Annotated in this window: 18 protein-coding genes; 14 read left to right on the plus strand and 4 right to left on the minus strand. The window is 74.4% G+C overall.

What is annotated here, in order from left to right:
• Window positions 1-130 precede the first annotated feature (130 nt).
• The 3 genes from GA0074696_RS08335 to GA0074696_RS08345 all read left to right on the plus strand — a co-directional run bounded on the left by GA0074696_RS08335 (window position 131) and on the right by GA0074696_RS08345 (window position 5,648).
• Window positions 131-3,400 carry an efflux RND transporter permease subunit gene (locus GA0074696_RS08335; RefSeq protein ID WP_088960549.1) on the plus strand — a complete coding sequence of 1,090 codons (3,270 nt, stop codon included), beginning with the start codon at window positions 131-133 and terminating at the stop codon, window positions 3,398-3,400.
• A gap of 167 nt (window positions 3,401-3,567) precedes the next feature.
• Window positions 3,568-4,380, plus strand: coding sequence for a polysaccharide deacetylase family protein (locus GA0074696_RS08340; RefSeq protein WP_088960550.1), 813 nt, complete (start codon window positions 3,568-3,570; stop codon window positions 4,378-4,380).
• A gap of 23 nt (window positions 4,381-4,403) precedes the next feature.
• Window positions 4,404-5,648, plus strand: coding sequence for an MFS transporter (locus GA0074696_RS08345; RefSeq protein ID WP_088960551.1), 1,245 nt, complete (start codon window positions 4,404-4,406; stop codon window positions 5,646-5,648).
• A 63-nt stretch (window positions 5,649-5,711) separates the two neighbouring features.
• Here the strand turns inward: GA0074696_RS08345 and GA0074696_RS08350 are convergent, their stop codons facing one another.
• The gene (locus GA0074696_RS08350; RefSeq protein ID WP_088960552.1) at window positions 5,712-6,206 is read right to left on the minus strand and encodes a hypothetical protein; all 495 of its coding nucleotides are present in this window, start codon (window positions 6,204-6,206) and stop codon (window positions 5,712-5,714) included.
• A gap of 105 nt (window positions 6,207-6,311) precedes the next feature.
• Here GA0074696_RS08350 and thrB point away from each other — a divergent pair, with 105 nt between their 5' ends.
• The 3 genes from thrB to GA0074696_RS08365 all read left to right on the plus strand — a co-directional run bounded on the left by thrB (window position 6,312) and on the right by GA0074696_RS08365 (window position 13,227).
• Complete coding sequence (gene thrB, locus GA0074696_RS08355) at window positions 6,312-7,256, plus strand: homoserine kinase (RefSeq protein WP_088960553.1); 945 nt, start codon at window positions 6,312-6,314, stop codon at window positions 7,254-7,256.
• A 297-nt stretch (window positions 7,257-7,553) separates the two neighbouring features.
• Window positions 7,554-9,629: a transcription termination factor Rho gene (rho, locus tag GA0074696_RS08360; RefSeq protein WP_088960554.1), complete on the plus strand. Its 2,076-nt coding sequence runs from the start codon at window positions 7,554-7,556 to the stop codon at window positions 9,627-9,629.
• A 145-nt stretch (window positions 9,630-9,774) separates the two neighbouring features.
• Window positions 9,775-13,227, plus strand: a complete 3,453-nt coding sequence (locus GA0074696_RS08365) for a phosphodiester glycosidase family protein (protein ID WP_088960555.1) — start codon at window positions 9,775-9,777, stop codon at window positions 13,225-13,227.
• A gap of 275 nt (window positions 13,228-13,502) precedes the next feature.
• Here GA0074696_RS08365 and GA0074696_RS08370 read toward each other — a convergent pair whose 3' ends face one another.
• The gene (locus GA0074696_RS08370; RefSeq protein WP_088960556.1) at window positions 13,503-14,399 is read right to left on the minus strand and encodes a phosphatase domain-containing protein; all 897 of its coding nucleotides are present in this window, start codon (window positions 14,397-14,399) and stop codon (window positions 13,503-13,505) included.
• Between the two features lie 274 nt (window positions 14,400-14,673).
• Here GA0074696_RS08370 and rpmE point away from each other — a divergent pair, with 274 nt between their 5' ends.
• Window positions 14,674-14,898: a 50S ribosomal protein L31 gene (rpmE, locus tag GA0074696_RS08380; RefSeq protein WP_088960558.1), complete on the plus strand. Its 225-nt coding sequence runs from the start codon at window positions 14,674-14,676 to the stop codon at window positions 14,896-14,898.
• 100 nt (window positions 14,899-14,998) lie between these two features.
• On the plus strand, window positions 14,999-16,087 hold the full coding sequence (prfA, locus tag GA0074696_RS08385; protein WP_088960559.1) for a peptide chain release factor 1: 1,089 nt from the start codon (window positions 14,999-15,001) through the stop codon (window positions 16,085-16,087).
• Between the two features lie 163 nt (window positions 16,088-16,250).
• Here the strand turns inward: prfA and GA0074696_RS08390 are convergent, their stop codons facing one another.
• The gene (locus GA0074696_RS08390; protein ID WP_088960560.1) at window positions 16,251-17,801 is read right to left on the minus strand and encodes a GGDEF domain-containing protein; all 1,551 of its coding nucleotides are present in this window, start codon (window positions 17,799-17,801) and stop codon (window positions 16,251-16,253) included.
• Between the two features lie 134 nt (window positions 17,802-17,935).
• Between GA0074696_RS08390 and prmC the strand changes: the two genes are divergently transcribed.
• The 4 genes from prmC (at window position 17,936) to GA0074696_RS08410 (ending at window position 22,346) form a co-directional block, all read left to right on the plus strand.
• The gene (gene prmC, locus GA0074696_RS08395; protein WP_088960561.1) at window positions 17,936-18,823 is read left to right on the plus strand and encodes a peptide chain release factor N(5)-glutamine methyltransferase; all 888 of its coding nucleotides are present in this window, start codon (window positions 17,936-17,938) and stop codon (window positions 18,821-18,823) included.
• Window positions 18,823-19,467: an L-threonylcarbamoyladenylate synthase gene (locus GA0074696_RS08400; RefSeq protein WP_088964441.1), complete on the plus strand. Its 645-nt coding sequence runs from the start codon at window positions 18,823-18,825 to the stop codon at window positions 19,465-19,467. Before prmC ends, GA0074696_RS08400 begins: the two co-directional genes overlap by 1 nt.
• The gene (locus GA0074696_RS08405) at window positions 19,468-20,079 is read left to right on the plus strand and encodes an arsenate reductase/protein-tyrosine-phosphatase family protein (RefSeq protein ID WP_088960562.1); all 612 of its coding nucleotides are present in this window, start codon (window positions 19,468-19,470) and stop codon (window positions 20,077-20,079) included.
• 149 nt (window positions 20,080-20,228) lie between these two features.
• Complete coding sequence (locus GA0074696_RS08410) at window positions 20,229-22,346, plus strand: transglycosylase domain-containing protein (RefSeq protein WP_088960563.1); 2,118 nt, start codon at window positions 20,229-20,231, stop codon at window positions 22,344-22,346.
• Window positions 22,347-22,407: 61 nt separating this feature from the next.
• On the opposite strand, the gene GA0074696_RS08415 is transcribed toward GA0074696_RS08410, so the two are convergent.
• On the minus strand, window positions 22,408-23,874 hold the full coding sequence (locus GA0074696_RS08415; protein WP_088960564.1) for an SDR family oxidoreductase: 1,467 nt from the start codon (window positions 23,872-23,874) through the stop codon (window positions 22,408-22,410).
• A gap of 35 nt (window positions 23,875-23,909) precedes the next feature.
• Between GA0074696_RS08415 and GA0074696_RS08420 the strand changes: the two genes are divergently transcribed.
• Both GA0074696_RS08420 and GA0074696_RS08425 read left to right on the plus strand, forming a co-directional pair.
• Entirely contained in the window at window positions 23,910-25,199 is a 1,290-nt protein-coding gene (locus GA0074696_RS08420) for a serine hydroxymethyltransferase (protein WP_172894230.1), read from the plus strand.
• Entirely contained in the window at window positions 25,192-25,623 is a 432-nt protein-coding gene (locus tag GA0074696_RS08425) for a hypothetical protein (RefSeq protein WP_088960566.1), read from the plus strand. Before GA0074696_RS08420 ends, GA0074696_RS08425 begins: the two co-directional genes overlap by 8 nt.
• The last annotated feature ends 93 nt before the right edge of the window (window positions 25,624-25,716 follow it).

Here is a 25,716-nt window from a genome sequence, read left to right on the forward strand (position 1 = left end):
CGGTGGCAACCACTTCATGATCGAGGGTGGTGCGGGGGAGGTCGGGCGGCGGTGGGCCGGTGGGGGTGGGGGAAAGTGAGTCGGGCACACTCTGGTCACCCCTCGACCTCCTGCAGGAGTGAGTTCGCTGATGTCGCTGCTCGCCAGATCCAGCCTCGCCAACCGGGGACTGGTCGCCCTGATCGCGGTGGTGACCGCGGCGTTCGGGGCGTTCGCCGTCCCCTCGCTCAAGCAGCAGCTGCTGCCGTCGCTGGAGTTCCCCGGCGCGTTTGTCGTCGCGGTCTACCCCGGCGCCGGGCCGGAGATCGTCGAGGCGCAGGTCACCGAGCCGATCGAGAACAGCCTCCAGGGCCTGCCCGGGCTGGAGAAGGTCACCTCCACCTCGCGGGAGGGTTCGGCGACCGTCTCGGTGCAGTTCGAGTTCGGCACCGACGTCGACGACGCGGCCAACAAGATGCAGACCGCGCTGGGCCGGATCGACGCGCAGCTCCCCGCGGAGGTGGACCCGCAGGTCCTCACCGGCAGCACCGACGACCTGCCCGCGGTGGTGCTCGCCGCCAGCGGGGGCGGCGACGAGCGGGCGCTGGCGGAGAAGCTGCGCAGCACCGTCGTAGGAGAGCTGGAGGGGATCGACGGCGTCCGTACCGTCGAGGTGACCGGCACCCGCGACCAGGTCGTGACGATCACGCCGGACCCGGCGAAGTTCGCCGCCGCGAAGCTGGCCCCGACCGCCATCGGGACGGCGCTGAAGACCAACGGCATCTCCGTGCCGGCCGGCGCGGTCACCGACGGCACCCGGGCGCTCCCGGTGCAGGTGGGCGCGCCGATCACCACCCTGGACGACCTGCGCGGCATCGTGCTCACCCCGGGCGTGCCCAAGGCGCCGCCGGTCCGCCTCGGTGACGTCGCGGCCGTGCAGCAGCAGCTCGCCCCGGCCACCGCGATCACTCGCACCAACGGCATCGAGAGCCTCGGCGTCCAGGTGACCGCCGCGCCGGACGGCAACGCCGTGCGCATCTCGCACGAGATCCGGGACCGGCTCGACGCCCTGCGCTCCGCCTCCGGCGCCGAGCTGACCGTCGTCTTCGACCAGGCGCCGTTCGTCGAGAAGTCCATCGAGAGCCTGACCACCGAGGGCCTGCTCGGTCTGCTGATGGCCGTGGTGGTGATCCTGGTCTTCCTGCTGTCGGTGCGTTCCACCCTGGTCACCGCGGTCTCCATCCCGCTGTCGGTGGTGGTGGCGCTGCTCGCGCTCTGGGTCGGCGACTACTCGCTCAACCTGCTCACCCTCGGCGCGCTCACCATCGCCGTCGGCCGGGTGGTCGACGACTCGATCGTGGTGCTGGAGAACATCAAACGTCACCTGGAGTACGGCGAACCCAAGCGCGAGGCGATCGTCACCGCGGTCCGCGAGGTGGCCGGCGCGGTGACCGCGTCGACCCTCACCACGGTCGCGGTGTTCGCCCCGATCGCGCTGGTGGGCGGCTTCGTCGGGCAGCTCTTCGCGCCGTTCGCGATCACCGTGACGGTGGCCCTGCTCGCCTCGCTGCTGGTCTCGCTGACCGTGATCCCGGTGCTGGCGTACTGGTTCCTCACGCCGCGCCGGGCCGGGGCGGACGACGCCGAGGTGCGCCGGGCCGCCGAGGAGAAGGAGTTGCGCAGCCCGTTGCAGCGGGCGTACCTGCCGACGATCGGGTTCGCCACCCGCACCCGCGGGACCCGCTGGATCACCGTCGCGGTGGGGCTGCTGGTGCTGCTCGGCACGTTCGGCCTCGCCCAGAAGCTGGAGACCAACTTCCTGGACGACTCCGGCCAGGACACCCTGAACATCACCCAGGAGCTGCCGGCGGGCGCCGGGCTGGCCGCCACCGACCAGGCGGCCCGCCGGGTCGAGGAGGTGCTCGGCCGGACCGACGGCGTCGAGACGTACCAGGTCACCGCGGGAGGCAGCGACCAGCCGTGGCTGGGCGGCGGGGGCAACAACACCGCCCGTTGGTCGGTGGCCCTCGACGGCGAGACCGACGCCAAGGAGATGAAGGAGATCCTGCGGGAGAAGTTCGACGCCCTCGGCGCCGAGGTTGGCGAGCTCACCTTCGGTCAGGGCCAGGGTGACCAGCTGGAGCTGGTCGTCCAGGCCGCCGACCAGGAGACGCTGGCCAGGGCCGCCGAGGAGGCTCGCGCGGCGATGGCCGGTACGCCGGACGTCGAGGACGTCTCGACCAGCCTGGCGACGCGGGTGCCCCGGGTCGACGTCACCGTCGACCGGCTCGGCGCGGCCCGGGTGGGGCTGAGCGAGGCGGCGGTCGGGCAGCTGGTGTCGCAGGCGTACCGGGGTGCCCCGCTGGGGCGGGTGACCCTGGACGGCGGTCAGCAGGACGTGGTGCTGCGGACCTCGGCCACCCCGCCGACGACCGTGGCGCAGCTGCGCGCCCTGCCGGTCGGCCCGGTCAAGCTGGACGACATCGCGGACGTCACGCAGGGCGAGGGACCGCAGCAGGTCACCCGGATCGACGGCGAGCGCAGCGTGACCGTCACCGGCACCGCCACCGGTTCCAACCTGGGGGCGATCACCCAGGAGCTGCGCAAGCGGATCGCCGACATCGACGTGCCCGGCGCGACGGTGACGGTCGGTGGCGCGAGCGCCGAGCAGGAGGACGCCTTCGGCGACCTGCTCCTGGCGGTGCTGGCCGCGATCGCGATCGTCTTCCTGATCATGGTGGCGACCTTCCGCAGCATCACCCAGGCGCTGATCCTGCTGATCTCGATCCCGTTCGCCGCGACCGGCGCGATCGGCCTGCTGCTGGTCACCGGCACCCCGCTGGGCGTGCCGGCGCTGATCGGCGTGCTGATGCTGGTCGGCATCGTGGTGACCAACGCGATCGTGCTGCTGGACCTGGTCAACCAGTACCGGGCGCAGGGGATGGGCGTGACCGAGGCGGTGGTCGAGGGCGGCCGGCGGCGGCTGCGTCCGATCCTGATGACCGCGGTCGCCACCATCTTCGCGCTGCTGCCGATGGCCCTCGGGCTGACCGGCGAGGGCGGCTTCATCTCCCAGCCGCTGGCCGTGGTGGTGATCGGCGGTCTGCTCAGCTCGACGCTGCTGACCCTGGTGCTGGTGCCGACGCTCTACACCATGGTGGAGCGCACCAAGGAGTCGCTGCGGGCCCGCCGCGCCCGCCGCTCCGGTGGCCCGGCCCCGGTCGAGCCGGCCGCGCCGGCCGCCGCCGGGGACCAGGCCGACGCGCTGGTCCCGGCCACGGTCGTCGCCACCGGTACGCCCGCCGCCGAGTCGCCGGCCCGGCCGGCACCCTCGGCCGCGCTGCTGGACGGCACGGACCAGTTCGAGGTGCTGCGGCTGCCGAAGAGCCGGCGCTCGCCGCTGCCGCCGACCGAGGAGTAGTCCGACCACGCGCAGCGACCCCGGCCCCGTACCACCGGCCGGGGGCGCTGTGCTGTCGAACCTCCGACAGCCCGCCGTGACCTTCGTCCTGCGTCGGCGTTGCGGCGGCCCCCTACCGTCGGTTGTCGATCATCCACTTCGGATGACCACACGGGCGGGGGCGCGGCATGGCGGGCGGGGACGGTGTGCGGTGGGGACGGCGGACGGTGCTGCGCGGCGGCGTGCTGCTGGCCGGTGGCACCGCGGTCGGCGCGGTCGGGATGTCCGAGACCGCGTACCTCGCCGACCGGCGGCTCCCGCTCGCCGGCGGGCCGGCCAGCGCCACCATGGGCAACCGTCGGCAGCAGGTCGGCGGCGGCGCGCTGGAGGTGGTCTGGCATGTCCCGACCGAGGGCCGGACGGTGGCGCTGACCTTCGACGACGGCCCGCTGCCACAGTGGACGCCGATGGTGCTGGACACCCTCGACGAGCACGACGTGCCGGCCACCTTCTTCCTGGTCGGCCAGCGGGTCCGCCGGCACGCCGGCCTGATCCGGGACCGGCTGGGCCGGCACGAGGTGGGCAACCACAGCTGGCGACACCGGGACCTGGCCCGGCTGGACGCCGCCGAGGTCCACGACGACCTGCGCCGCTCCCACGACGCCATCACCGACGTCACCGGCCGCCCGCCCCGGGTGGCCCGCCCCCCGTACGGGCACCTCGGCGGCGCGGTCCTGCACGCCGCCGTACGCCTCGACTACCGCCTGGTGCTCTGGTCGCTGCAGATGGTCGAGGGCGAATTCCCGAACGACCCGGCGGGGCACGCGCGGCGCATCGTGGCCGACGTCGTGCCGGGCACCATCCTGCTCGCCCACGACGTGGGGGCCGAGCGCCGCCAGGTGGCGCTGCGCGGCCTCCCCGCGATGATCGACGGGCTGCGTGACCGCGGCTACAGCTTCGTCACCGTCTCCCAGCTGTTGCGACGCGCGACTGCGGTGTGAGTGGCCGGGTAAGGTTCGGGCACGTGTCGCCCACCTTCTCGGTCCTCACCCGCAACCGGAACTTCCGCAACCTCTTCCTGGCCGAGCTGGTGGTCTTCGGCGCCGACTGGTTCGTCATGGTGCCGCTGCTGGTGCTTCTGCCGAAGCTGACCGGCAGCGGCGTCTGGGGCGCGCTGGTGCTCGCCCTGGACACCGGGGTGGTCGCGCTGCTGCTGCCGTACACGGGGACCATCGCCGACCGGTTCGACCGCAAGAAGATCATGATGGTGGCGAACGTCGCCGCCCTGCTCGGGGTGCTGCTCCTGCTCGGCGTGCGCAGCGCCGGCACCGCCTGGCTGGCCATGCTGGCGATCGCCGCGGTGGCGGTGGCGAAGGCGTTCTACTCGCCGGCCGCGCAGGCCGCCCTGCCCAACGTGCTCGACCCGGACGAGCTGGCCGCCGGCAACGCGGTCGCCGGCTCCGCCTGGGGCACGATGACCGTGGTCGGCGCCTCGCTCGGCGGCGTGCTGAGCGCGGCGGCCGGGCCGTACGCCTGCTTCTGGGTGGCGGCGGTCGGCCTGGCGCTGGCCGCGGGCCTGGCCGCGCTGATCCGCCGGCCCCTGCAGGCCCCCCGGGACGCCGACCTGCCGACGCCGCGCACCTGGGCGGCGATCCGCGAGGCGCTGGGCTACATCGGGCACCGGCCGCGGGTGCTGGCGCTGGTCACGGTCAAGTCGGCGGTCGGGCTGGGCAACGGCGTGCTGACCGTCTTTCCGCTGCTCGCCGGCGTGTACGCCGTCGGCCCGGTCGGCGCCGGCCTGCTCTTCGCGTTCCGGGGCGCGGGCGCGCTGGTCGGGCCGATCCTGATGCGCCGGGTGCTCACCAACCGGGCCTGGCTGCTGCCCGGCCTGGCCGCGTCGATGTCCCTCTACGGCCTGGCCTACCTGGGCACCTCGGTGGTCGGCTGGTTCCCGCTGGTGCTGGTCCTGGTCTTCGTCGCCCACTTCGGCGGCGGCAGCAACTGGGTGCTGTCGAACTTCGCCCTGCAGGGCGAGGTGCCGGACCGGCTGCGCGGCCGGGTCTTCGCCACCGACATGATGCTGGCGACGCTGGCCATCTCGGTCAGCCAGCTGGTGGTGGCCTCGGTGGTGGACGTGGTCGACGAGCGGGTGGTGCTCGCCGGCTGCGGCCTGGTGACGCTGGTCTACGCGGTGGGCTGGCGGATCGCCACCCGTCGCCTCCCGCTGTCCGACCCGGCCACGGAGGCGGCGCCCGCGTCCGCCCCCTGACGGCCACCGGCCCGCCCTCCGAGGGCCGTCGACCGCCCCGTGCCGGCCGGCGTCCCCGGCGGATCAGGTGCGGTCGGGCGCGGGCGGGGGCGCGGGAAGGTCGGTACCGCCCCACTGGGTGGCGGCGGGGGCCGGTGGCGGCGGGCCGGGGTCGGCGTGCCCCGCGTCGTCCCCGGCCGGCGGCGTCCAGCCCGCCCAGTCGACGGCGGGCGCGGCGACCGGCCGGCCGGCGAGCACCGCGGCGACGAGCAGGCCGGTGCCGACCGGGTACCCGATCCACGCCAGCACGCTAACCGCGGTGCTGAGCAGTCTGAACCGTCGGAACTCGTCGCCACCGTCGATCGAGCGGAAGTCGAGCAGGTGCGGCCAGGCGATGGTCCAGGCCAGACCGAGCAGGCTGACCACCAGCAGCACCGCGATGCCCGACATCAGCAGCGCCCGGGCCCGGTGGGGCAGCCGGCCGCGGCGCGCCACGGCCAGCACCAGGCCGGTCACCAGCACGGCCAGGGTGGGCAGCTGCCCGCCGATCTGCAGGAGCGAGTAACCGAAGAGTTCCATGCCGCCTCCGTCTGGCCGTGGGTCGGGCCAGGCTAGCGGAAATGATCAATTCCCACGGTCCGGGCGGAACCCCGCCACGTCGGTCCCGGGCCCTAGCATGAGCCGGTGCCGTTGACTTTCGCCTCCGGGCCGGTTCGCGTCCGGGTCCCCGCCACCAGCGCCAACCTGGGCCCGGGCTTCGACGCGCTGGGCCTCGCCCTCGGGCTGCACGACGACGTGGCGGCCGAGGTGACCTCGGGCGGCGTACGGGTGTCGGTCACCGGCGAGGGCGCCGGTGAGCTGCCGGCGGACGACCGGCACCTGGTGGCCCGCGCCATGCGCGTCACCTTCGACCTGCTCGGCGGTCAGCCGCCGGGGCTGGCGCTGGAGTGCGTCAACCGGATCCCGCAGGCCCGTGGCCTGGGCTCCTCCTCGGCGGCGATCGTGGCCGGGGTGCTGCTGGCCCGCGCGCTGGTCACCGACGGGCCGGCGCGACTCGACGACGACGGGGTGCTCCGGCTGACCGCCGAGATCGAGGGCCATCCGGACAACGTGGCCCCCTGCCTGCTGGGCGGGTTCACCGTGGCCTGGACGGAGCCCGGCGGCGCGCGGGCGGTGTCGCTCCCCGTCGCCGCGGGGATCCGGCCCACCGTCTTCGTCCCGGCCGAGCGCGGGCTGACCGCGACCGCCCGGGCGGCGCTGCCGGTGACCGTCCCGCACGCCGACGCCGCGCAGAACGCCGGCCGGGCGGCGCTGCTGGTACACGCCCTGACCGCCGAGCCGGCGTTGCTGCTGCCGGCGACCGTCGACCGGCTGCACCAGGACTACCGGGCGCCCGGGATGCCGGGGACGGCGGCCCTGGTCAGCGCGTTACGTGCGGCGGATGTGGCGGCTGTGGTCAGTGGGGCGGGGCCGACGGTGCTGGCGCTGGGCGAGCCGCCGAGCGGCTTCCAGGCGGGAACAGACTGGCAGGTCTGGCGGTTGTCGGTAGAGGTGCGCGGCGCAACGGTCGCGCGGGGTAGACTGGGACACGCCGAGCGGGACCCTGTTGCCGCAGGTCGGAAGAGTTGATTACGCTCTAGACTTAGCACAGCCGCGAAGCATGCGATCTCCCTGCGGGTCGGCGCACCCCCGAAGCTCTCGGCGGTAAGCCCGTCACCCCTGCCAAGGCCCACGCCGCACCGCAGTTTCCACAGGTCGCCGCAGACGGCGAGACCTGCTCACCGATGCTGGTGAGTCGGGAAACCGACCAGCTGCTGTGCCACAGACTCCCGCGACGTGTCCATGCGAGGCGGGTGCACCGAGGCCGCCCGGCCACCTGAGCTTGTCGACTCCGGGCAGTCCCGGCCTATCGAGGGAAGGAATCCATTGAGCGACACCACCGACGTGACGTCGGATGTTTCCAACGTCGCTGGCGATGCCACCACCGCTGCTCCCGCCCGTCGTCGACGCAGCGGCACCGGTCTGTCGGCGATGCTGCTGCCAGAGCTGCAGAGCCTGGCCGCGTCGCTCGGCATCTCCGGGACGGCGCGCATGCGCAAGGGCGAGCTGATCAGCGCGATCACCGAGCGGCAGCAGGGCGGCGCCGCCGGCACCCCTCGACCGCGGGCCGAGGTCGCGGCCGCGGCCGCCCCCGCCCGTGAAGAGGTGCACGCCGAGGTTCGCGAGACCGGTGAGCGGGCTGCCGAGCAGGCTGCCGCCGCACCGGCCGCCGCCGGCGAGGCCGAGGGCCGTACCCGGACCCGGCGCAGCCGGGCCGCCGCCGAGGGCCGTCCCGCCGAGGGCCGTCCCGTCGAGGGCCGTCCCGTCGAGGGCCGTCCCGCCGAGGGCCGTGCCGTCGAGGCGCGGACCGAGGAGGCTGCTCCCGCCGAGACCGGCGAGCGCGCCGAGCGCGGCGAGGGCCGTGGCCGGGCCGAGCGCACCGAGCGCGGTGACCGGGCCGAGCGCGGCGAGCGTGCCGAGCGCGGCGACCGGGCTGAGCGCGGCGAGCGTGCCGAGCGCGGCGAGCGGGCCGAGCGCGGTGAGCGGGCCGACCGGGCCGAGCGCGGCGAGCGCACCGACCGCGGTGAGCGGGCCGAGCGTGACCGGGGCGACCGCAACGACCGCGGTGGCGACCGGGCCCAGCGCGACAACGACACCGACGAGGACGGCGAGGGCGGCGGCCGGCGTGGCCGGCGCAGCCGGTTCCGCGACCGTCGGCGTGGCCGCGGCGAGCGGGCCGAGGGCGGCGAGGGCGGCCGCGAGGGCGGCCGCGAGGGCGGCCGCGAGGGCGGCCGCGAGGGCGGTCGCGAGCCGCAGGTCAGCGAGGACGACGTGCTCGTCCCGGTGGCCGGCATCGTCGACATCCTCGACAACTACGCCTTCGTCCGGACCACCGGCTACCTGGCCGGCCCGAACGACGTCTACGTCTCGATGTCCCAGATCAAGAAGTACGGGCTGCGCCGCGGTGACGCGATCACCGGTGCGGTGCGGGCTTCCGCGCGGGACGGCGAGCAGCGGCGGGACAAGTACAACCCGCTGGTGCGGCTGGACACCATCAACGGCATGGAGCTGGACGAGGCCAAGCGTCGTCCCGAGTTCTACAAGCTCACTCCGCTGTATCCGCAGGAGCGGTTGCGGCTGGAGACCGAGCCGCACATCCTCACCACCCGGGTGATCGACCTGGTCATGCCGATCGGCAAGGGGCAGCGGGCGCTGATCGTGTCGCCGCCGAAGGCCGGTAAGACCATGGTGCTGCAGGCGATCGCGAACGCGATCACGCACAACAACCCGGAGTGCCACCTGATGGTGGTGCTGGTGGACGAGCGGCCCGAAGAGGTCACCGACATGCAGCGCACGGTCAAGGGCGAGGTCATCGCGGCCACGTTCGACCGTCCGCCGCAGGACCACACCACGGTGGCCGAGCTGGCGATCGAGCGGGCCAAGCGCCTGGTCGAGCTGGGGCACGACGTGGTCGTGCTGCTCGACTCGGTGACCCGGCTCGGCCGGTCGTACAACCTGGCGGCGCCGGCCAGCGGCCGGATCATGTCGGGTGGTATCGACTCCACCGCGCTCTACCCGCCGAAGCGCTTCCTCGGCGCGGCCCGCAACATCGAGAACGGCGGCTCGCTGACCATCCTCGCCACCGCGCTGGTGGAGACCGGATCCATGGCGGACACGGTCATCTTCGAGGAGTTCAAGGGCACCGGTAACGCGGAGCTGAAGCTGGACCGGAAGATCGCCGACAAGCGGACCTTCCCGGCGGTCGACGTCAGTGCGTCCAGCACCCGCAAGGAGGAGATCCTGCTCTCGCCGGAGGAGCTGGCCATCATCCACAAGCTCCGCAAGGTGCTGCACTCGCTGGACTCCCAGGCGGCGCTGGACCTCCTGCTGGACCGGCTCAAGAAGTCCCGCACCAACATCGAGTTCCTGATGCAGATCGCCAAGTCGACGCCGGGGGAGTGACCTCACCCGGGTGAGACCCGCGAAGGGCACGGCCACACCGGCCGTGCCCTTCGTCGTCTCCCGGGCCGACGGAGGTCTGGAATTTTCCTTCAATTCAGTCCTCGGGTATTGAAACTTCTGTGCACGGCCGGGTTGACTGTCGTCCATGCGTACCCGCAGCCGAACCGCCCGCCTTCCCGGCGTCCTGCTGTTGACGCCGCTGCTCGCGCTCGCCGGGGCCGTCCCGGCGTCCGCCGCGCCACCCGCCGCCGGCACCGCCGCCGAGGACGCGCCCCGCGCCTCGTCGTACCCGGCCGCCGCGGTGGCGCTCGCCCCGGCCGGCCTCGCGCCGGCCGACGGGGTGGAGACCGCCCGGACCACCCGACCGGTCGCGCCGGGGCTCGACCTCACCTCCTTCGACCGGTACGACGCCGCCGGCTGGCTGCGCGCCGACGCGCTCACCGCCGACCTGAGCGGCGGGGTGAGAGTCGACTACGTCAACTCCGGGGAGGTGGCCCGGGCCGAGCCGTTGCGCGGCGCGGTCGACCGGTCCCGGGCTGTCGCCGCGGTCAACGGCGACTTCTTCGACATCAACAACTCGGGGGCCGCGCAGGGCGTCGGCATCCGCGACGGCGAGCTGATCCAGTCGCCGGTCGCCGGCCACCACAACGCGGCCGCGATCACCGGCGACGGCCTCGGCCGGGTGGTCCAGGTGCACTTCGACGGCACCGCGACACTGCCGTCCGGCCCGGTCACCCTGACCCAGTTCAACAACATGGTGCAGGCCAACGGCGTCGGCCTGTTCACCCCGCTCTGGGGGTCGTACCCCCGGCGGCGGGCGGTGGAGGGGGCGGCCCGGGTCACCGAGGTCGCGGTCCGGGACGGCCGGGTCGCCACCATCGGCGCCGTGGCCGGCGAGGGGCCGATTCCGGCCGGGACCACCGTGCTGCTCGGCCGGGACGCCGGCGCGGACGCCCTGGCCGCCCTGCGTCCGGGCGATCCGATCGACCTGATCTGGAAGCCGAAGCCGTCCGAGGGCGGCGACCTGCGCGCCGCCGTGGGCGGGGGCAACGTCCTGGTCCGCGACGGGGCCGTGCAGAACATCTCCGACCCGACTCTGGCCCCGCGCACCGCCGTCGGCTTCTCCGCCGACGGGCGGCGGATGATCCTGCTCACCGTGGACGGGCGTCAGGTGGACAGCCGGGGCGTCACGCAGACCGAGATGGGCGAGATGATGGCCGGGCTGGGCGCGTACCACGCGCTCAACCTGGACGGGGGCGGCTCGTCCACGCTGCTCGCCCGGGAGCCCGGCGCGGCGGCCGTGCAGGTGGAGAACAGCCCGTCCGACGGCACCGAGCGCGCCGTCCCCAACGGGCTGGCGGTCTACGCCCCCGAGGGCAGCGGGCGGCTCACCGGGTACTGGCTGGAGACCGCGAGCGACCCGACCGCCGCGCCGGGTGTCGCGCCGGTGCGCGGCGGCCGGCCCGACCGGGTCTTCCCCGGACTGACCCGCCGGCTCACCGCCGCGGGCTACGACGAGACGTACGGCCCAGCGGAGGGCGCGCCGACGTGGCGGGCGAACCCGGCCGCGCAGGGCACCGTGGCCGACGGGGTCTTCCGCGCCGGCGCACCCGGCCGCAGCACCGTCACCGCCTGGCACGGCGACGCCCGGGGCACGCTCGACCTGACCGTGCTCGGCCCGCTGGCCCGGGTCGACTCCACCGTGGACCGGGTCGGCCTGAACCGGGCCGGCGACAGCGGACTGTTCGGCGTGGTCGGCTTCGACGCCGAGGGCAACACCGCGCCGGTCGAGCCGGCCGACCTGACGCTGGAGTACGACCGCACGCTGCTGGCGGTCACCCCCACCGCCGACGGCAACCTGTCGGTCAAGGCCCTCGGCGACAGCGGTTCCGCCCTGGTCACCGTCCACGTCGGCCGGCAGGCCACGGTGCTGCCGGTGACCGTCGGGCTGACCGACGTGCCGGTGGCCGGCTTCGACGACGCGGCTTCCTGGAGGTTCAGCCAGGCCCGCGCCAGCGGCGCCGTCGCCCCGGCGCCGGGGCACACCGGCACCGGCCTGCGGATGACGTACGACTTCAGCCAGTCCACCGGCACCCGGGCCGCCTACGCCGACCCGCCGGCCTGGATCGCGGTGCCCGGCCAGCCGCAGGCGTTCGGCATGTGGATCCACGGCAACGGCACCGGCGAGTGGCCCAGCCTGCACCTGCACGACGCGCAGGACACCCAGCACGTGCTGCGCGGCCCGCTGGTCACCTGGAAGGGCTGGAAGTACGTCGAGTTCGGGGTGCCGGCCGGCGTGCAGTACCCGGTGCGGGTCCGCCGGTTCTACGTGGCGGAGACCAACCCGGCGGCGCAGTACACCAGCGAGGTGGTCATCGACGACCTGGTGGCGAAGGTGCCGCCCACCCTCGACGCGCCGGCCGAGCCGCCCCGTACCGACCGGGTGGTGCTGCGCGACGGCACGGTGGACGGCGCGCCCTGGCGCTTCGCGGTGATGTCCGACGCCCAGTTCGTCGCCGCCGACCCGGACAGCGACCTGGTCGCCCAGGCCCGCCGTACGCTGCGCGAGGTCAAGGCGGCGAAGCCGGATTTCCTGGTGATCAACGGCGACTTCGTGGACACCGCGTACCCGGCGGACTTCGCGCTGGCGAAGCGGCTGCTGGACGAGGAGTTGGGCGGGGAGCTGCCCTGGTACTACGTCCCGGGCAATCACGAGATCATGGGCGCGCCGATCGACAACTTCCGCGCCGTCTTCGGCGACACCCAGCGGGTCTTCGACCACGCGGGCACCCGCTTCGTCACGCTGAACTCGGCCACCGGGTCGCTGCGCGGCGGCGGCTTCGACCAGGTCCGGATGCTGCGCGAGGCGCTGGACTCGGCCGCCGCCGACCCGGCGGTCGGCTCGGTGGTGGTGCTGCACCACCACCCGCCCCGCGACCCGAGCCCCGCCAAGGCCAGCCAGCTCGGCGACCGCAAGGAGGCGGCGCTGCTGGAACAGTGGCTGGCCGACTTCCAGCACCGCACCGGCAAGGGCGCCCTGTTCGTCGGCGGGCACGTCGGCACCTTCCACGCCGACCGGGTGGACGGCGTGCCGTACGTGATCAACGGCAACTCGGGCAAGAACCCGTCGACGCCGCCGCAGCTCGGCGGCTTCACCGGCTGGACCGAGTTCGGCGTGGACCCGGTGACCCCGGCCGAGGCCGACCGGGCCCGCCGGGACCCGCTGGTCGAGGGGCCGCGCTGGGTCGCCGCGGAGTTCCACGCCCACACCGACCGGCTCGCGGTGAGCGCGCCGGCCGCCGTGGCGGTCGGGACGCCGGCCACGGTGACCGCGACGCTGACCCAGCCGGGCGGCCGTGCCGTCCCCGTGGCGGCGCCGGTCAGCGCCGACTGGTCCGCCTCGCCGAACGTCCACGTCGGAGACGCCGGTGGGGTGCGGCCCTGGCACGTGGCCCGCTTCGACCCGACCACCGGGCAGCTGACCGCGCTGCGGGCCGGCGCGCAGGTGCTGCTCGCGGTGACCGTGAACGGCGTTCGGGCCGAGGCGACGGTCGCGCTGACGGCGGCGGAGACACCTGGGGAGGCACCCGCCGCCTGACCGGCCCGGCACCCGCCGGGCATTCCGCCCGCCGGTCGGCCGCCTGCGGCGAGGGGCCGACCGGCGGCGCGCTCCGGCCCGGTCGTCGGTCTCCTCGGCGAGGGCCGACCGGCGGCGTGTCTCGGCCTGGTCGAGGACGATCCCTCCACCTGCTTTGCTCTGCTGCCTTCGGAGCAACACCGACCGTCCGGACACCGGACGCCGGGTGTTGCCCCGGCGGCAGCAGAGCAAAGCGTGCGAGCTGGGCGTTGCCGGGGGCCGCGGTCGCCGAGCGCTCAGAAGTCGCCCTCGGCGACCTGGAAGACGGTCAGCCCGAGCGACCGCCACATCCGCACCACCTGCTGCCGGTCGTCGAAGACCCCGGCCACCCGGTAGCGGTCGCGCACCTCACGCTCGTAGATTTCCTGCTTCACCACGGCGTCCTTGCGGGAGTCGCCCACCGTACGCAGGTGCAGACCGAGGTACGGCACCCGCACGTGCCGGTCCAGCCAGGCCACCGTGGCGGCGCGGGCGGTGGCGTCGCGTCCGGAGCAGAAGATCACCCCGTACCCGGCGGCGTGCATCGCCCGGACCGCCGCGATCACCGCCTCGTTGGGCTCGTCCTCGCCCACCCGGGTCATGTCGTACGGGCTGCGGGAGACGTTCAGCGCGACCGTGCCGTCGATGTCCACCAGCACGATCTCCGGCGGGCCGGCCGGGGTCGCGTCGACCGTGCCGGCCCGGCCGGTGCGGGCCGTCGGCACCGGCAGCGGCAGCGCCCGGTTGGCCAGGTAGCGCTCGTGCAGGCGACGGATGGCCGGCTCGCCGACCCGGTCCGCCTCCGCCCGCGCGGCGTCGCGGCGCAGGCACTCGTCCAGCGGTACGTCGGTGAAGTCGTGCACCTCGAAGTCCGCGTCGTACCGGGCGGCCAGGTCGGCCCAGTCCCGCAGGGTGCGCGAGCGCAGGTTGGTGTCGTCCACGCAGACGCTGACCCCGGCCCGCAGCAGCGCCTCCACCTGGGCCCGCTGGGCGAGCGTCACCTGGTACTCGGCCCGCTGAGTGAACAGCCGCTCACCGTGCAGCATCCGGCGCAGGTCGTCCCGGTTCACCCGGGCCACGGCCGGTTGCAGGGTACGGGCGAAACTGGTCTTGCCGGAGGCGGGCAGCCCGCGGGTGGCGATCAGTCGGGGCATCCTGCCCATCCCACTCCGGTCAGGGACGAATCGGGCACGGTCCCACCGTACGCCGGGGGCGGGAATGCTGGTCCCCGGTGGCGGGAATGCGAGCAGGGAGGCGGGCGTTACCACTGCCGGACCGATCGTGCGGCCCGCCTGCCGGGTCGGCTCACGCCCATGGCACACTGGTCAATCGGCCACCGGTTCCGGTTCACGCCCGAGTCCGTCGCGCACCAGGCGACGGGGAGATCAGCGGCGACCCGGCGACCACCGACGAAAGGACCGAGGCGACATGAAGCCCAACATCCACCCGGAGTACGTGACCACCGAGGTCTCCTGCTCCTGCGGTAACACCTTCTCGACCCGCAGCACCGCCAAGGGCGGCTCGATCCACGTCGAGACCTGCAGCGCCTGCCACCCGTTCTACACCGGTAAGCAGCGCGTTCTCGACACCGCCGGCCGGGTCGCCAAGTTCCAGCAGAAGTACGCCAAGGTTCAGGCGAAGAAGGCCAAGTAGCTCCACCGACGACGCCCGCGTCCGGCTTCGGCCGGGCGCGGGCGTTCGTCCGTTCCGCCCCCGGTTACGCCCGTCCGTCCGTCGAAGGAGCATCCCCCGCATGAGCAGCGAGCGCCTGGCTTCCCTCCTCGACGAGTACGCCGAGCTGGAGAAGCGGCTGGCCGACCCGGCCATCCACGCCGACCAGGGCACCGCCCGCCGGGTGGGTCGCCGGTACGCCGAGCTGGTTCCGCTGCACAAGGCCGCCGGTGAGCTGGAGCAGGCCCGCGCCGACCTGGCCGCGGCCCGGGAGCTGGCCGCCGAGGACCCGTCCTTCGCCGCGGAGGCGGAGTCGATCGCGGCGAGCCTGCCGGCACTGGAGGAGCGCCTGGCCGAGCTGCTGATCCCGCGTGACCCGCACGACGCCAAGGACGTGATCATCGAGATCAAGGCCGGCGAGGGTGGCGAGGAGTCCGCGCTCTTCGCGGGCGACCTGCTGCGGATGTACACCCGGTACGCTGAGCGGCACGGCTGGCTCACCGAGGTGATCGACGCGCAGGACTCCGACCTGGGCGGGGTCAAGGACGTCTCGCTGGCGATCAAGACCAAGGGCGTCCCGGAGGGCGGCAACGGCGTCTGGTCGCGGCTGAAGTGGGAGGGCGGCGTGCACCGGGTGCAGCGCGTGCCGGTCACCGAGTCGCAGGGGCGTATCCACACCAGCGCCGCCGGGGTGCTGGTGCTGCCCGAGGCGGAGGACGTCGACGTCACCATCGACCCCAACGAGCTGCGGATCGACGTGTTCCGCTCGTCCGGGCCGGGCGGCCAGTCGGTGAACACCACCGACTCGGCGGTCCGGATCACCCACCTGCCGACCGGCGTGGTGGTCTCCTGCCAGAACGAGAAGTCCCAGCTGCAGAACCGGGAGCAGGCGATGCGCATCCTGCGGGCCCGGCTGCTCGCGGTCGCCCAGGAGCAGGCCAACGCGGCCGCCTCGGACGCCCGCAAGGCGCAGGTGCGCACGGTGGATCGCTCGGAGCGGATCCGCACCTACAACTTCCCGCAGAACCGGATCACCGACCACCGGATCGGCTACACGGCGTACAACCTCGACCTGGCGCTCGCCGGCGACCTGGACGGCGTCCTGGACGCCCTCACCGAGGCCGACCGCGCCGCCCGCCTCTCCGGCGACACCGAACTGACCCGCCGCTGACCCACCTCCCCCCACCTCCCCCCGCCCGCCCCACCCACCACGCACTTTCAGAGAAAGCGTGGCTATTCCGCGCCGAATAGCCACGCTTTCTCTGAAAGAGGCCTCAAGCGCGGCGCGCGGGCGGGGCGGGGCGGGGCGGGGCGGGGGGGCGGGGAGGGACGGGTCAGGAGGCTCGGGGGCGGGTTTTGGCGCGGAGCATCTCGCGGTCGGCGATCTCGAAGGCGGTGCCGAGCGCGTCGCGCAGGGCGCCGTTGGCGCCGTCGACCTCGGCGAAGCCGATGCTCACTCCGACCGGGGTGCCGGGCACGAGGGACTCCCAGTCCTCGGTGCGCACCGCCGCGTGGATCCGCCGGGCCACCTCGGCCGCCTCGGTCATCCCGGCCCCGGAGAGCACCACCACGAACTCGTCCCCGCCGTAGCGGGCCACGAAGTCGCCCCGCCGCATCACCCGGTTGATCACCCCGGCGATGCGTTGCAGGACCAGGTCCCCGGAGTGGTGCCCGTGGGTGGTGTTGACCGCCTTGAACCCGTCCAGGTCGCAGACGCCGATCACCACCCGCTCGCCCCCGGAGGTCACCGAGGCGATGTAGCGCTCCAACCGGCGCCGGTTCGGCAGGCCGGTGAGCGGGTCGGTCAGCGCCTCGCCCTCGTACCGGGCGGCCTCGCGGCGCATCTCCTCGTGGTCGATCCGGGCGGCGATGCCGTCGATGTACACGTCGCGCAGCCGGTCGTTGCGCTGGGCGGCCAGCCGGAACGCCATCCGGTCGGCCCGGTGCGCCGCCACGTGGTCGCCGGCTCGGGCGTACGCGATGCTGCGCAGCCGGGACGGCTCGGCCGCGCCGAGCGTCTCGTTGGAGACCAGCGCCGTGTCCAGCCGGGTGATCGCCTCGATCGGCCGACCGTCGGCGACGGCCAGGCAGACCTGCCCGAGCTGCCGCATGTCGCGGGCGCGGGCGCTGTCGCCGCCGTGGGCGAGCAGCCGCACCGGGTCGGTCTTGGTGCCGGTCTCCAGCGGGTCGCCGAGGGCGGCCCGGCGCGCCGCCGCGTAGCCGTACGCGGCCAGGCTGCTGGGGCGGATCCGCTCGCTCCGGCCGTTGCGGACGAACCGGTTCAGGTCGATGGCGATGTCCCGGAGCACCCGCAGGCAGCCGTCGCTGTCGCCGTTGTGGTCCAGGGCGACCGCGTTGCGCAGCCGGATCCCCGGCGCGGCGAAGACCTCCTCGGGGAGCCCGGCGGCCAGCCCGTGCTGCCGGGCCCGCTCGATCGCGCCGAGGGCGTAGCCGTGGAAGCTGAGGTACGAGTAGGCCATCGCCAGGTCGTGCCAGCCCCAGGCGGTGTCCCGGTCCCGCTCCTCGGCCGCGCCGAGCGCCCGGGCGGCGCGCACCAGGTGGGTGACGCACCGGTCCAGCGCGCCCTGGTGGTGCGCGGCGAGCGCGGCCAGCGCGTTGAGGTGCCCGTGCAGGTACGGCTCGGGCAGATCGCGGACGGCGGTGGACGCCTCCTCGATGGCCCCGGTGAACTCCGCCGTCCGACCGAGATTGATCAGCGCGCAGAGGCGCTGCACCAGCGCGTCGGCGCGGGTGTGCGGGTCGGTGGTGCTGGCCAGCACCCCTTCGAGCAGGGCGCACGCCTCGGCGGATCGGCTCGCCTCCTGCAGGGTCCGGGCACGGCGGAGGGCGTCAACCTGGTCATCGACCCGGTCGAGCCACCCCACCTGCGAACCTCCTGTCGGTGTGCGTCCGGCCGCACCCGCTCGTGACGTGGCCCGCGACGCTTCATGATTATGTCGTGACCTTCCTTCCGCGCCACCCCTCCGAAGGGACAGAACGTGAGCGACCCTCGCTCGCTGTGGCCCGCGCCACTCGTGCCCTGATCGCCGCCGGGGTGGAGTCGGCCCACGCCGAGGCGGAACTGCTCGCCGCCTACGTGCTGGACACCCCCCGCGGCCGGCTGGCCCTGGCGGACGGCTTCACCGCCGCCCAGCGGGAGCGGTTCGAGGCGCTGGTCGCCCGCCGGGCCGACCGGGAGCCGTTGCAGCACCTGACCGGCCGGGCTGCGTTCCGGCACCTGGAGCTGGCGGTCGGGCCGGGGGTCTTCGTGCCCCGGCCGGAGACCGAGCTGCTCGCCGGCTGGGGGATCGAGGTGGCCCGGACCCGGCCGGCGCCGCTGGTGGTGGACCTGTGCAGCGGCTCCGGCGCGATCGCGCTCGCGGTCGCCCAGGAGGTGCCGGCCGCCCGGGTGGTGGCGGTGGAGCGGTCGCCCGCCGCGCTGGAGTGGCTGCGGCGCAACGCCGCCGAGCGGGCCGCCGCCGGGGACCGGCCGATCGAGGTGGTCGCCGCCGACGTCACCGACCCGGAGCTGCTGGCCGCGCTGGTCGGCGAGGTGGACGTGCTGCTCTGCAACCCGCCGTACGTGCCCCGGGCGGTGGCCGTACCGCCGGAGGTGGCCGGGCACGACCCGGACGAGGCGGTCTTCGGCGGGACGGACGGGTTGAGCGTGATCCGGCCGGTGCTGGCCCGCGCCGGGGACCTGCTGCGCCCCGGCGGCGGGCTGGGCGTGGAGCACGACGACACGCACGGGGCGGCGGTGCCGGCGCTGCTCGCCGCCGACGGCCGGTACGTCGACGTGGCGGAGCATCGGGACCTGGCGGGCCGGTCCCGCTTCGCCACCGCGTCCCGGCGGGCGGACGGCCCGCACGCCGGTGTGGCCCCGGCGTGGCAGACTGGCTCCTCGTGATGCTCTACGACTGTCGGTCGCCCGCCGACCGGGACCGCGGCATCGCCGCTGCCATCGAGGCGGTCAAGAACGGCGAGCTGGTCGTCCTGCCGACCGACACGGTCTACGGGATCGGCGCGGACGCCTTCACCCCGTACGCGGTCAAGGCCCTGGCGGACGCCAAGGGCGGCAGCCGCCAGGCGCCGCCGGTGCTGATCGGCTCCCGGCACACGCTGGACGGCCTGGTCTTCTCGCTGCCGCGCGCCGCGCGCGACCTGGTCGAGGCGTTCTGGCCCGGTGCGCTGACCATCGTGGTGGAGCACTCGCCGACCCTGGCCTGGGACCTCGGCGACGCCACCGGCACGGTGGCGGTCCGGATGCCGCTGCACCCGGTGGCGCTGGAGGTGCTGCGGGAGACCGGCCCGATGGCGGTGGCGTCGGCGAACAAGGCGGGCCGGGCGGCCGCGCTGACCGCCGAGGAGGCCCGCGACCAGCTCGGCTACTCGGTGCGCGCCTACCTGGAGGCCGGGCCCTGCCCGGATCCGGTGCCGAGCACGATCGTCGACCTGACCGGCGAGGTGCCGCGGGTGCTCCGGCTGGGCGCGATCGGGCTGGACAAGCTCCGCGACGTGGCGCCGGACATCCTCGACGAGCGGGGGGCCTGAGTGCCGCCGTTCACCGTCCTGCACGTGTGCATGGGCAACATCTGCCGCTCGCCGATGGCGGAGCGGCTGCTGGTGCTCGCGGTCCGGGAGCGGCTGGGCCGGCTCGGCGTCGACCCGACCCGCTCCGACGAGCTGCTGCACAGCCACAGCGCCGGCACCGGCGGCTGGCACGCCGGCGAGGAGATGAACCCGCCGGCGGCCCGGCAGGTGCTCTCGCGCGGCGGTGACGTGGACGGCTTCGCCGCCCGCAAGCTGCGCTCCGATCTGATCGACGCGGCCGACCTGGTCCTCACCGCCACGGCCGACCAGCAGGAGTACGTGGTGGCGCTGCGTCCCGACGCCGCGGCCCGCACCTTCGTGCTCGGCGAGTTCGGCCGGTTGCTCGGGCTGGTGGACGCCGCCGCCCTGCCACCGGCGGAGGCCACCGGCGAGGCGGTGTACGCCCGGGGTGTGGCCCTGGTGGCGGCCGCCGACGCGGCCCGGCAGGGCGCGTCCGCGCTGCACTCCGACGACCTGGACGACCCCTGGGGCCGGGGCGACCAGTGCTTCAGCCGGGTGGCCGACGAGATCGAGGAGACCGTGCACCCGCTCACCGCGGCGCTGCTGCCCTGACCCCCCGCCCGGGTGAACCGGGCGGCGTGTCCGGTGCTCCGCGCCGCGTCCCGCTCGCGAGTTTCCTCCGGGTTTCGCGAAATATGAGGGCGGAAGGGGCATAGCGGGTCATTCTGAACGGGTCCTGACGGCTCCTGCGGGGAGTACTGATGATCCGGGCCCATCTCGACAAGTTGTTCACCGTGGTGATCGCCGGCGTGCTCGCCGGGCTGGTGCTGGCGGCGGCGGCCCTCCCGGTCGCCCTGGTGCTCGGGCTGGGCTTCGGCGCGCTCTCCGCGCCCTACTCCGAACTGCCGTCCAGCCTGCGCACCCCACCCACCGCGCAGCGGTCGAACCTGTACGCCAACGACGGCCGCACCCTGATCACCTCGTTCTACACCGAGGACCGCGTCGAGGTGCCGCTGGACAAGGTGGCGCCGGTGATGCGCCAGGCCATCGTGGCCGCCGAGGACACCCGCTTCTACCAGCACCGGGGCGTCGACCTGCGCGGCGTGGTCCGGGCCTTCGCCGTCAACCGGCGCGACGGCACGACCCGGCAGGGCGCCTCCACGCTGACCATGCAGTACGTGCGTAACGTGCTGGCCAGCGATCCCCGGCTGACCCGGGAGCAGCGCACCGCGGCCACCGAGATCAGCGCCGCGCGCAAGCTGCGGGAGATGCGGTACGCCCTGTCGCTGGAGCGCGGGCTGGACAAGGACGAGATCCTCCGGCGCTACCTCAACATCGCCTACTTCGGCGCCGGGGCGTACGGCATCGCGGCCGCCAGCAAGCGCTACTTCTCCACCTCGCCGGCGAACCTCACGCTGCCCCAGGCGGCCCTGCTCGCCGGTCTGGTCCGCTCGCCGGACACCGACGACCCGATCAACGGCGACGCCGACGCGGCGCTGAGCCGCAAGGCGTACGTGCTGGACCGGCTCGTCGACGCGGGGCAGGCGTCGGCGGCCGAGGCGGCGCAGGCGAAGGCCGCCCCGTTGGCACTTCGCCCCAGCGAGACCCCGAACGACTGCACCGCCGTGTCCGGGGAGCAGAGCGACTGGGGCTTCTTCTGCGACTGGTTCACCCAGTGGTGGAGCGCCCAGCCGGCCTTCGGCGCGTCCGCCGCCGAGCGGCAGGACACCCTGCGCCGGGGTGGCTTCCGGATCGTCTCGTCGCTGGACCCGGCCGTGCAGCGGGCCACCCTGCGGCAGGTGCTGGACATCTACCCCGTCACCGACCGGCGGGCCGTGCCGACCGCGGTGGTCCAGCCCGGCACCGGTCGGGTGCTGGCGATGGCGGTGAACCGGAACTACAGCGTGGCCGACAACCCGGGCGGCGGGAAGAACTACCCGAACACCGTCAACCAGCTCGTCGCCGGTGGCGGCGGCATCGAGGGCTACCAGGGCGGCTCGACCTTCAAGCTCTTCACCATGCTGGCCGCCCTGGAGTCCGGGCTGCCGCTGGACACCGGTTTCGACGCCCCGACCCGGATCGTCACCCGGTTCCCGGTCGACGGGGGGCGGGCCAGCTGCGGCGGCAAGTGGTGCCCGGCCAACGCCACGCCGGACTGGATGGACGGGCGGCACACCATGTGGACCGCCTTCGGCCGCTCGGTGAACACCTACTTCGCCTGGCTGATCGAGCGGGTCGGCGCGGACCGGGTGGTGGAGATGGCCGAGCGGCTGGGCATCCGGTTCCGGGCCGAGGACGACGCCCGGCTGGCCCGCTCCGGCGCGCGGAACTGGGGCTCGTTCACCCTCGGGGTCTCCTCGACCACCCCGCTCGACCTGGCCAACGCGTACGCCACGGTCGCCGCCGAGGGGACCTGGTGCGCGCCGCTGCCGGTGGTGTCGATCACCGACAGCGCCGGGCACGAGGTGGCCGCCGGCCGCCCGGACTGCCGGCAGGTGGTCGACACCGACGTGGCCCGGGCGGCGGTGGACGCGGCCCGCTGCCCGGTCGGCGACCAGACCATGTACCACCGTTGCGACGGCGGCACCGCGGAGCGGCTCCGGCCGCTGCTGGGCCGCCCGGTGGCCGGCAAGACCGGCAGCTCCGAGGGGTACGAGAGCGAGTCGGTGGTCGCGTTCACCCCGCAGCTCGCGATCGCCTCGATGGCGGCGAACCCGGACGACCCGCGGGACGCGGTCGGCCAGGCGGTGCAGGCCCGGATGGTGGACGGGGTGGGCCGGGTGCTCCTCACCGCGCTGAAGGACCAGCCCGTCCGCGACTTCGTCCCGCCCAGCGCGGCGGTCACCTACCGCCAGACCGGTCCCCGCGACGGCAACTGACCCGGCCGATCCGGCTGCTGGCCGGCACGACCCGCGTGAAGACGACCCGCCCCGGAGCCGGTCAGCCGGTGGCGTGCTCGGCGCCCCGGGCGATGTTGCGGGCCATGCCGCCGAAGACGATGGCGTGGAAGGGGGCGACCGAGCCCCAGTAGGCGTGCCCGGCCAGGCCGCGGGGGAGGAAGACGGCCCGCTGCACGTACCGGCTGCGGCCGTCGGTGGTGGACTCGACGCGCATCTCCAGCCAGGCCCGGCCGGGCAGCCGCATCTCGGCGCGCAACCGCAGCAGCTCGCCCGGAACGATCTCCTCGACCCGCCAGAAGTCCAGCGCCTCGCCGACCTGCAGCCGGTGCGGGTCCCGCCGGCCCCGGCGCAGCCCGACCCCGCCGATCAGCCGGTCCAGCCAGCCCCGCACGGACCAGGCCAGCGGGAACGAGTACCAGCCGTGCTCGCCGCCGACCCCCTCGATCACCCGCCACAGCGCGCTGGTCGGGGCGTTGACGTCGCGTTGCCGGATGTCGGTGTAGACCGTGCCGCCGGACCACTTCGGGTCGCTGGGCAGCGGCTCGGCCGGCGCGTCCGGGCCGCTCGCGGTGGACCAGCGGGTCTCCACCTCGGCGTCGCGCACCTTGGCCAGCGCCAGCGCCACGGCCTCGTCGAAGCCGGTCAGCCCGCCCGGCGGGTCGGGGATGAACCGGGCGATGTCGTGCTCGTGCGCCACCGCCTCGTGGACCAGGCTCTCCACCAGCGGCCGGGCGATCTTGTTGGGCACCGGGGTGACCAGCCCGACCCAGTACGAGGAGAGCGACGGCGTCAGCGCCCGCACCCGCAGGATCACCCGGCGGCGCAGCCCGGCCACCCGGGCGTACCGCTGCATCATCTGCTCGAAGGTGAGCACGTCCGGGCCGGCGATGTCGAAGGCCCGGTCCACCTCGGGCGGCAGCGTCGCGCCGGCGACCAGGTAGCGCAGCACGTCGCGGACGGCGATCGGCTGGATCCGGTTGCGCACCCAGCGCGGGGTGACCATCCCCGGCAACCGCTCGGTGAGGTAGCGCAGCATCTCGAACGAGGCCGAGCCGGACCCGATGATCACGGCGGCCCGCAGCACCACCGTCGGCACGCCGCTGGCCAGCAGGATCCGCGCCACCTCCGCCCGGGAGCGCAGGTGCGGCGAGGGGACGGCGCCGTCCTGCTTCGGCTCCGGGCCGCCCAGGTAGACGATCCGGCGTACGCCGGACCGGGCGGCCGCCGCGGCGAAGTGGGTGGCCGCCTCCCGGTCGGCCGCCTCGAAGCCGGCCTGCCCGAGCGAGTGCACCAGGTAGTACGCGACGTCGACGCCCTCGAACGCGGCGGGCAGCGTCGCCGGCCGGCGCAGGTCGCCCTCGACCACCTCGGCCCGCGCCGCCCAGGGCACGTCGCGCAGCCGCCCGGCCTTGCGCGCGAGGCAGCGCACCTCGTACCCCTCGGCGAGCAGTCGGGGCGCGAGCCGTCCGCCGATGTAACCCGTGGCTCCGGTGACCAGGCATCTCACGGTTTCCAGTGTGCGGCCCCATAGACTCCTTCGCTGTGGAGAACGCGAGCAACACCTTCTGGGGGCCGGACTTCCAGCAGCTCAGTACCGTCGACCCGGAGATCGCCGGGGTGGTGCTGGGGGAACTGGAACGGCTCCGCGGCGGCCTGCAACTGATCGCCAGCGAGAACCTCACCTCCCCGGCGGTGCTCGCGGCGCTCGGCTCGACGCTGACCAACAAGTACGCCGAGGGCTACCCGGGCCGGCGCTACTACGGCGGCTGCGGCGAGGTCGACCGGGCCGAGGAGATCGGCATCGCCCGGGCCAAGGAGCTCTTCGACGCCGAGCACGCCAACCTCCAGCCGCACTCCGGGGCCAGCGCCAACCTCGCCGCGTACGCCGCCCTGGTGCAGCCCGGCGACACGGTGCTGGCGATGGACCTGCCGCACGGCGGGCACCTCACCCACGGCAGCCGGGTGAACTTCTCCGGCAAGTGGTTCCATCCCGTCGGCTACACGGTCCGGCCGGACACCGAGCTGATCGACTACGACGAGGTCCGCGACCTCGCCCTGGCGCACCGGCCCAAACTGATCATCTGTGGCGCGACCGCCTATCCCCGGCTGATCGACTTCGCCCGGTTCCGGGAGATCGCGGACGAGGTCGGCGCGTACCTGATGGTGGACGCCGCGCACTTCATCGGGTTGGTCGCCGGCCGGGCCATCCCGTCGCCGGTGCCGTACGCCGACGTCGTCTGCTTCACCACCCACAAGGTGCTGCGCGGCCCGCGCGGCGGCATGATCCTCTGCCGGGAGTCACTGGCCGCCCGGATCGACAAGGCGGTCTTCCCGTTCACCCAGGGCGGCCCGCTGATGCACGCCGTCGCGGCCAAGGCGGTCGCGCTGCGCGAGGCCGCACAGCCCGAGTTCCGGGCGTACGCCGGGCAGGTGGTGCAGAACGCCCAGGCGCTCGCCGCCGGGCTGGCCGCCGAGGGGATGCGCCCGGTCTCCGGCGGCACCGACACCCACCTGGCCCTGATCGACCTGCGCGAGACCGGGGTGACCGGCGCGGAGGCCGAGGCCCGCTGCGACGCCGCGACCATCACCCTGAACAAGAACGCGATCCCGTACGACCCGCAGAAGCCGATGGTGGCCTCCGGCATCCGGGTGGGCACCCCGAGCGTCACCACCCAGGGCATGGGTGTCCCGGAGATGCGCCAGGTCGCCTCGCTGATCGCCCGCGCGGTACGCACCGACCCGGCGGCACCCGGCGGGGCGGACTCGCTCGCCGGGATCGCCGGCGAGGTCGCCGAGCTGGCCGCCGCCTTCCCGGCGTACCCCCGTGGCTGAGCCCGGGGTGCGCGCACCGGAGGCGGCCGCGGACCGGCGCTGGCGACTGCGCCACCTGCCGGTGCTGCTGATCGCCTCGGTGCTGCTGGGTGCGGTGGCCGCCCTGGTGGGCGGGGTGGTCGGCGGTGGCGACGCGGCGCTGGGCGCGGCGGCCGGAGTGGCGGTGACGGCGGCCAGCTACACACTGACCACCGTGGTGCTGGCCTGGGCCGACGCGGTCAACCCGCAGCTGGTGCTCCCGTTCGGGCTCGGCCTGTACGCCGCCAAGTTCACCCTGCTGGGTGTCGTGATGGTGGCCGTGGCGTCGACCGGCTGGGCCGGCCTGCTCCCGCTCTGCCTCGGCATCGCGGCGGGCGTGGCGGTCTGGACCGGGGTGCACATCTGGTGGCTGACCAGGGTGCACCGACGCGGGGTCGCCGGCTGACCGGTCTGGCGCACACCCAGCGTGGTGGATCTGTAGCGCCGTCCCACCTGGCGGGCGACGCGCGCGTCTGTCCACCTTCGGTCATTTTCTGGG

This window comes from Micromonospora purpureochromogenes, assembly GCF_900091515.1.
Classification (GTDB): Bacteria; Actinomycetota; Actinomycetes; order Mycobacteriales; family Micromonosporaceae; genus Micromonospora; species Micromonospora purpureochromogenes.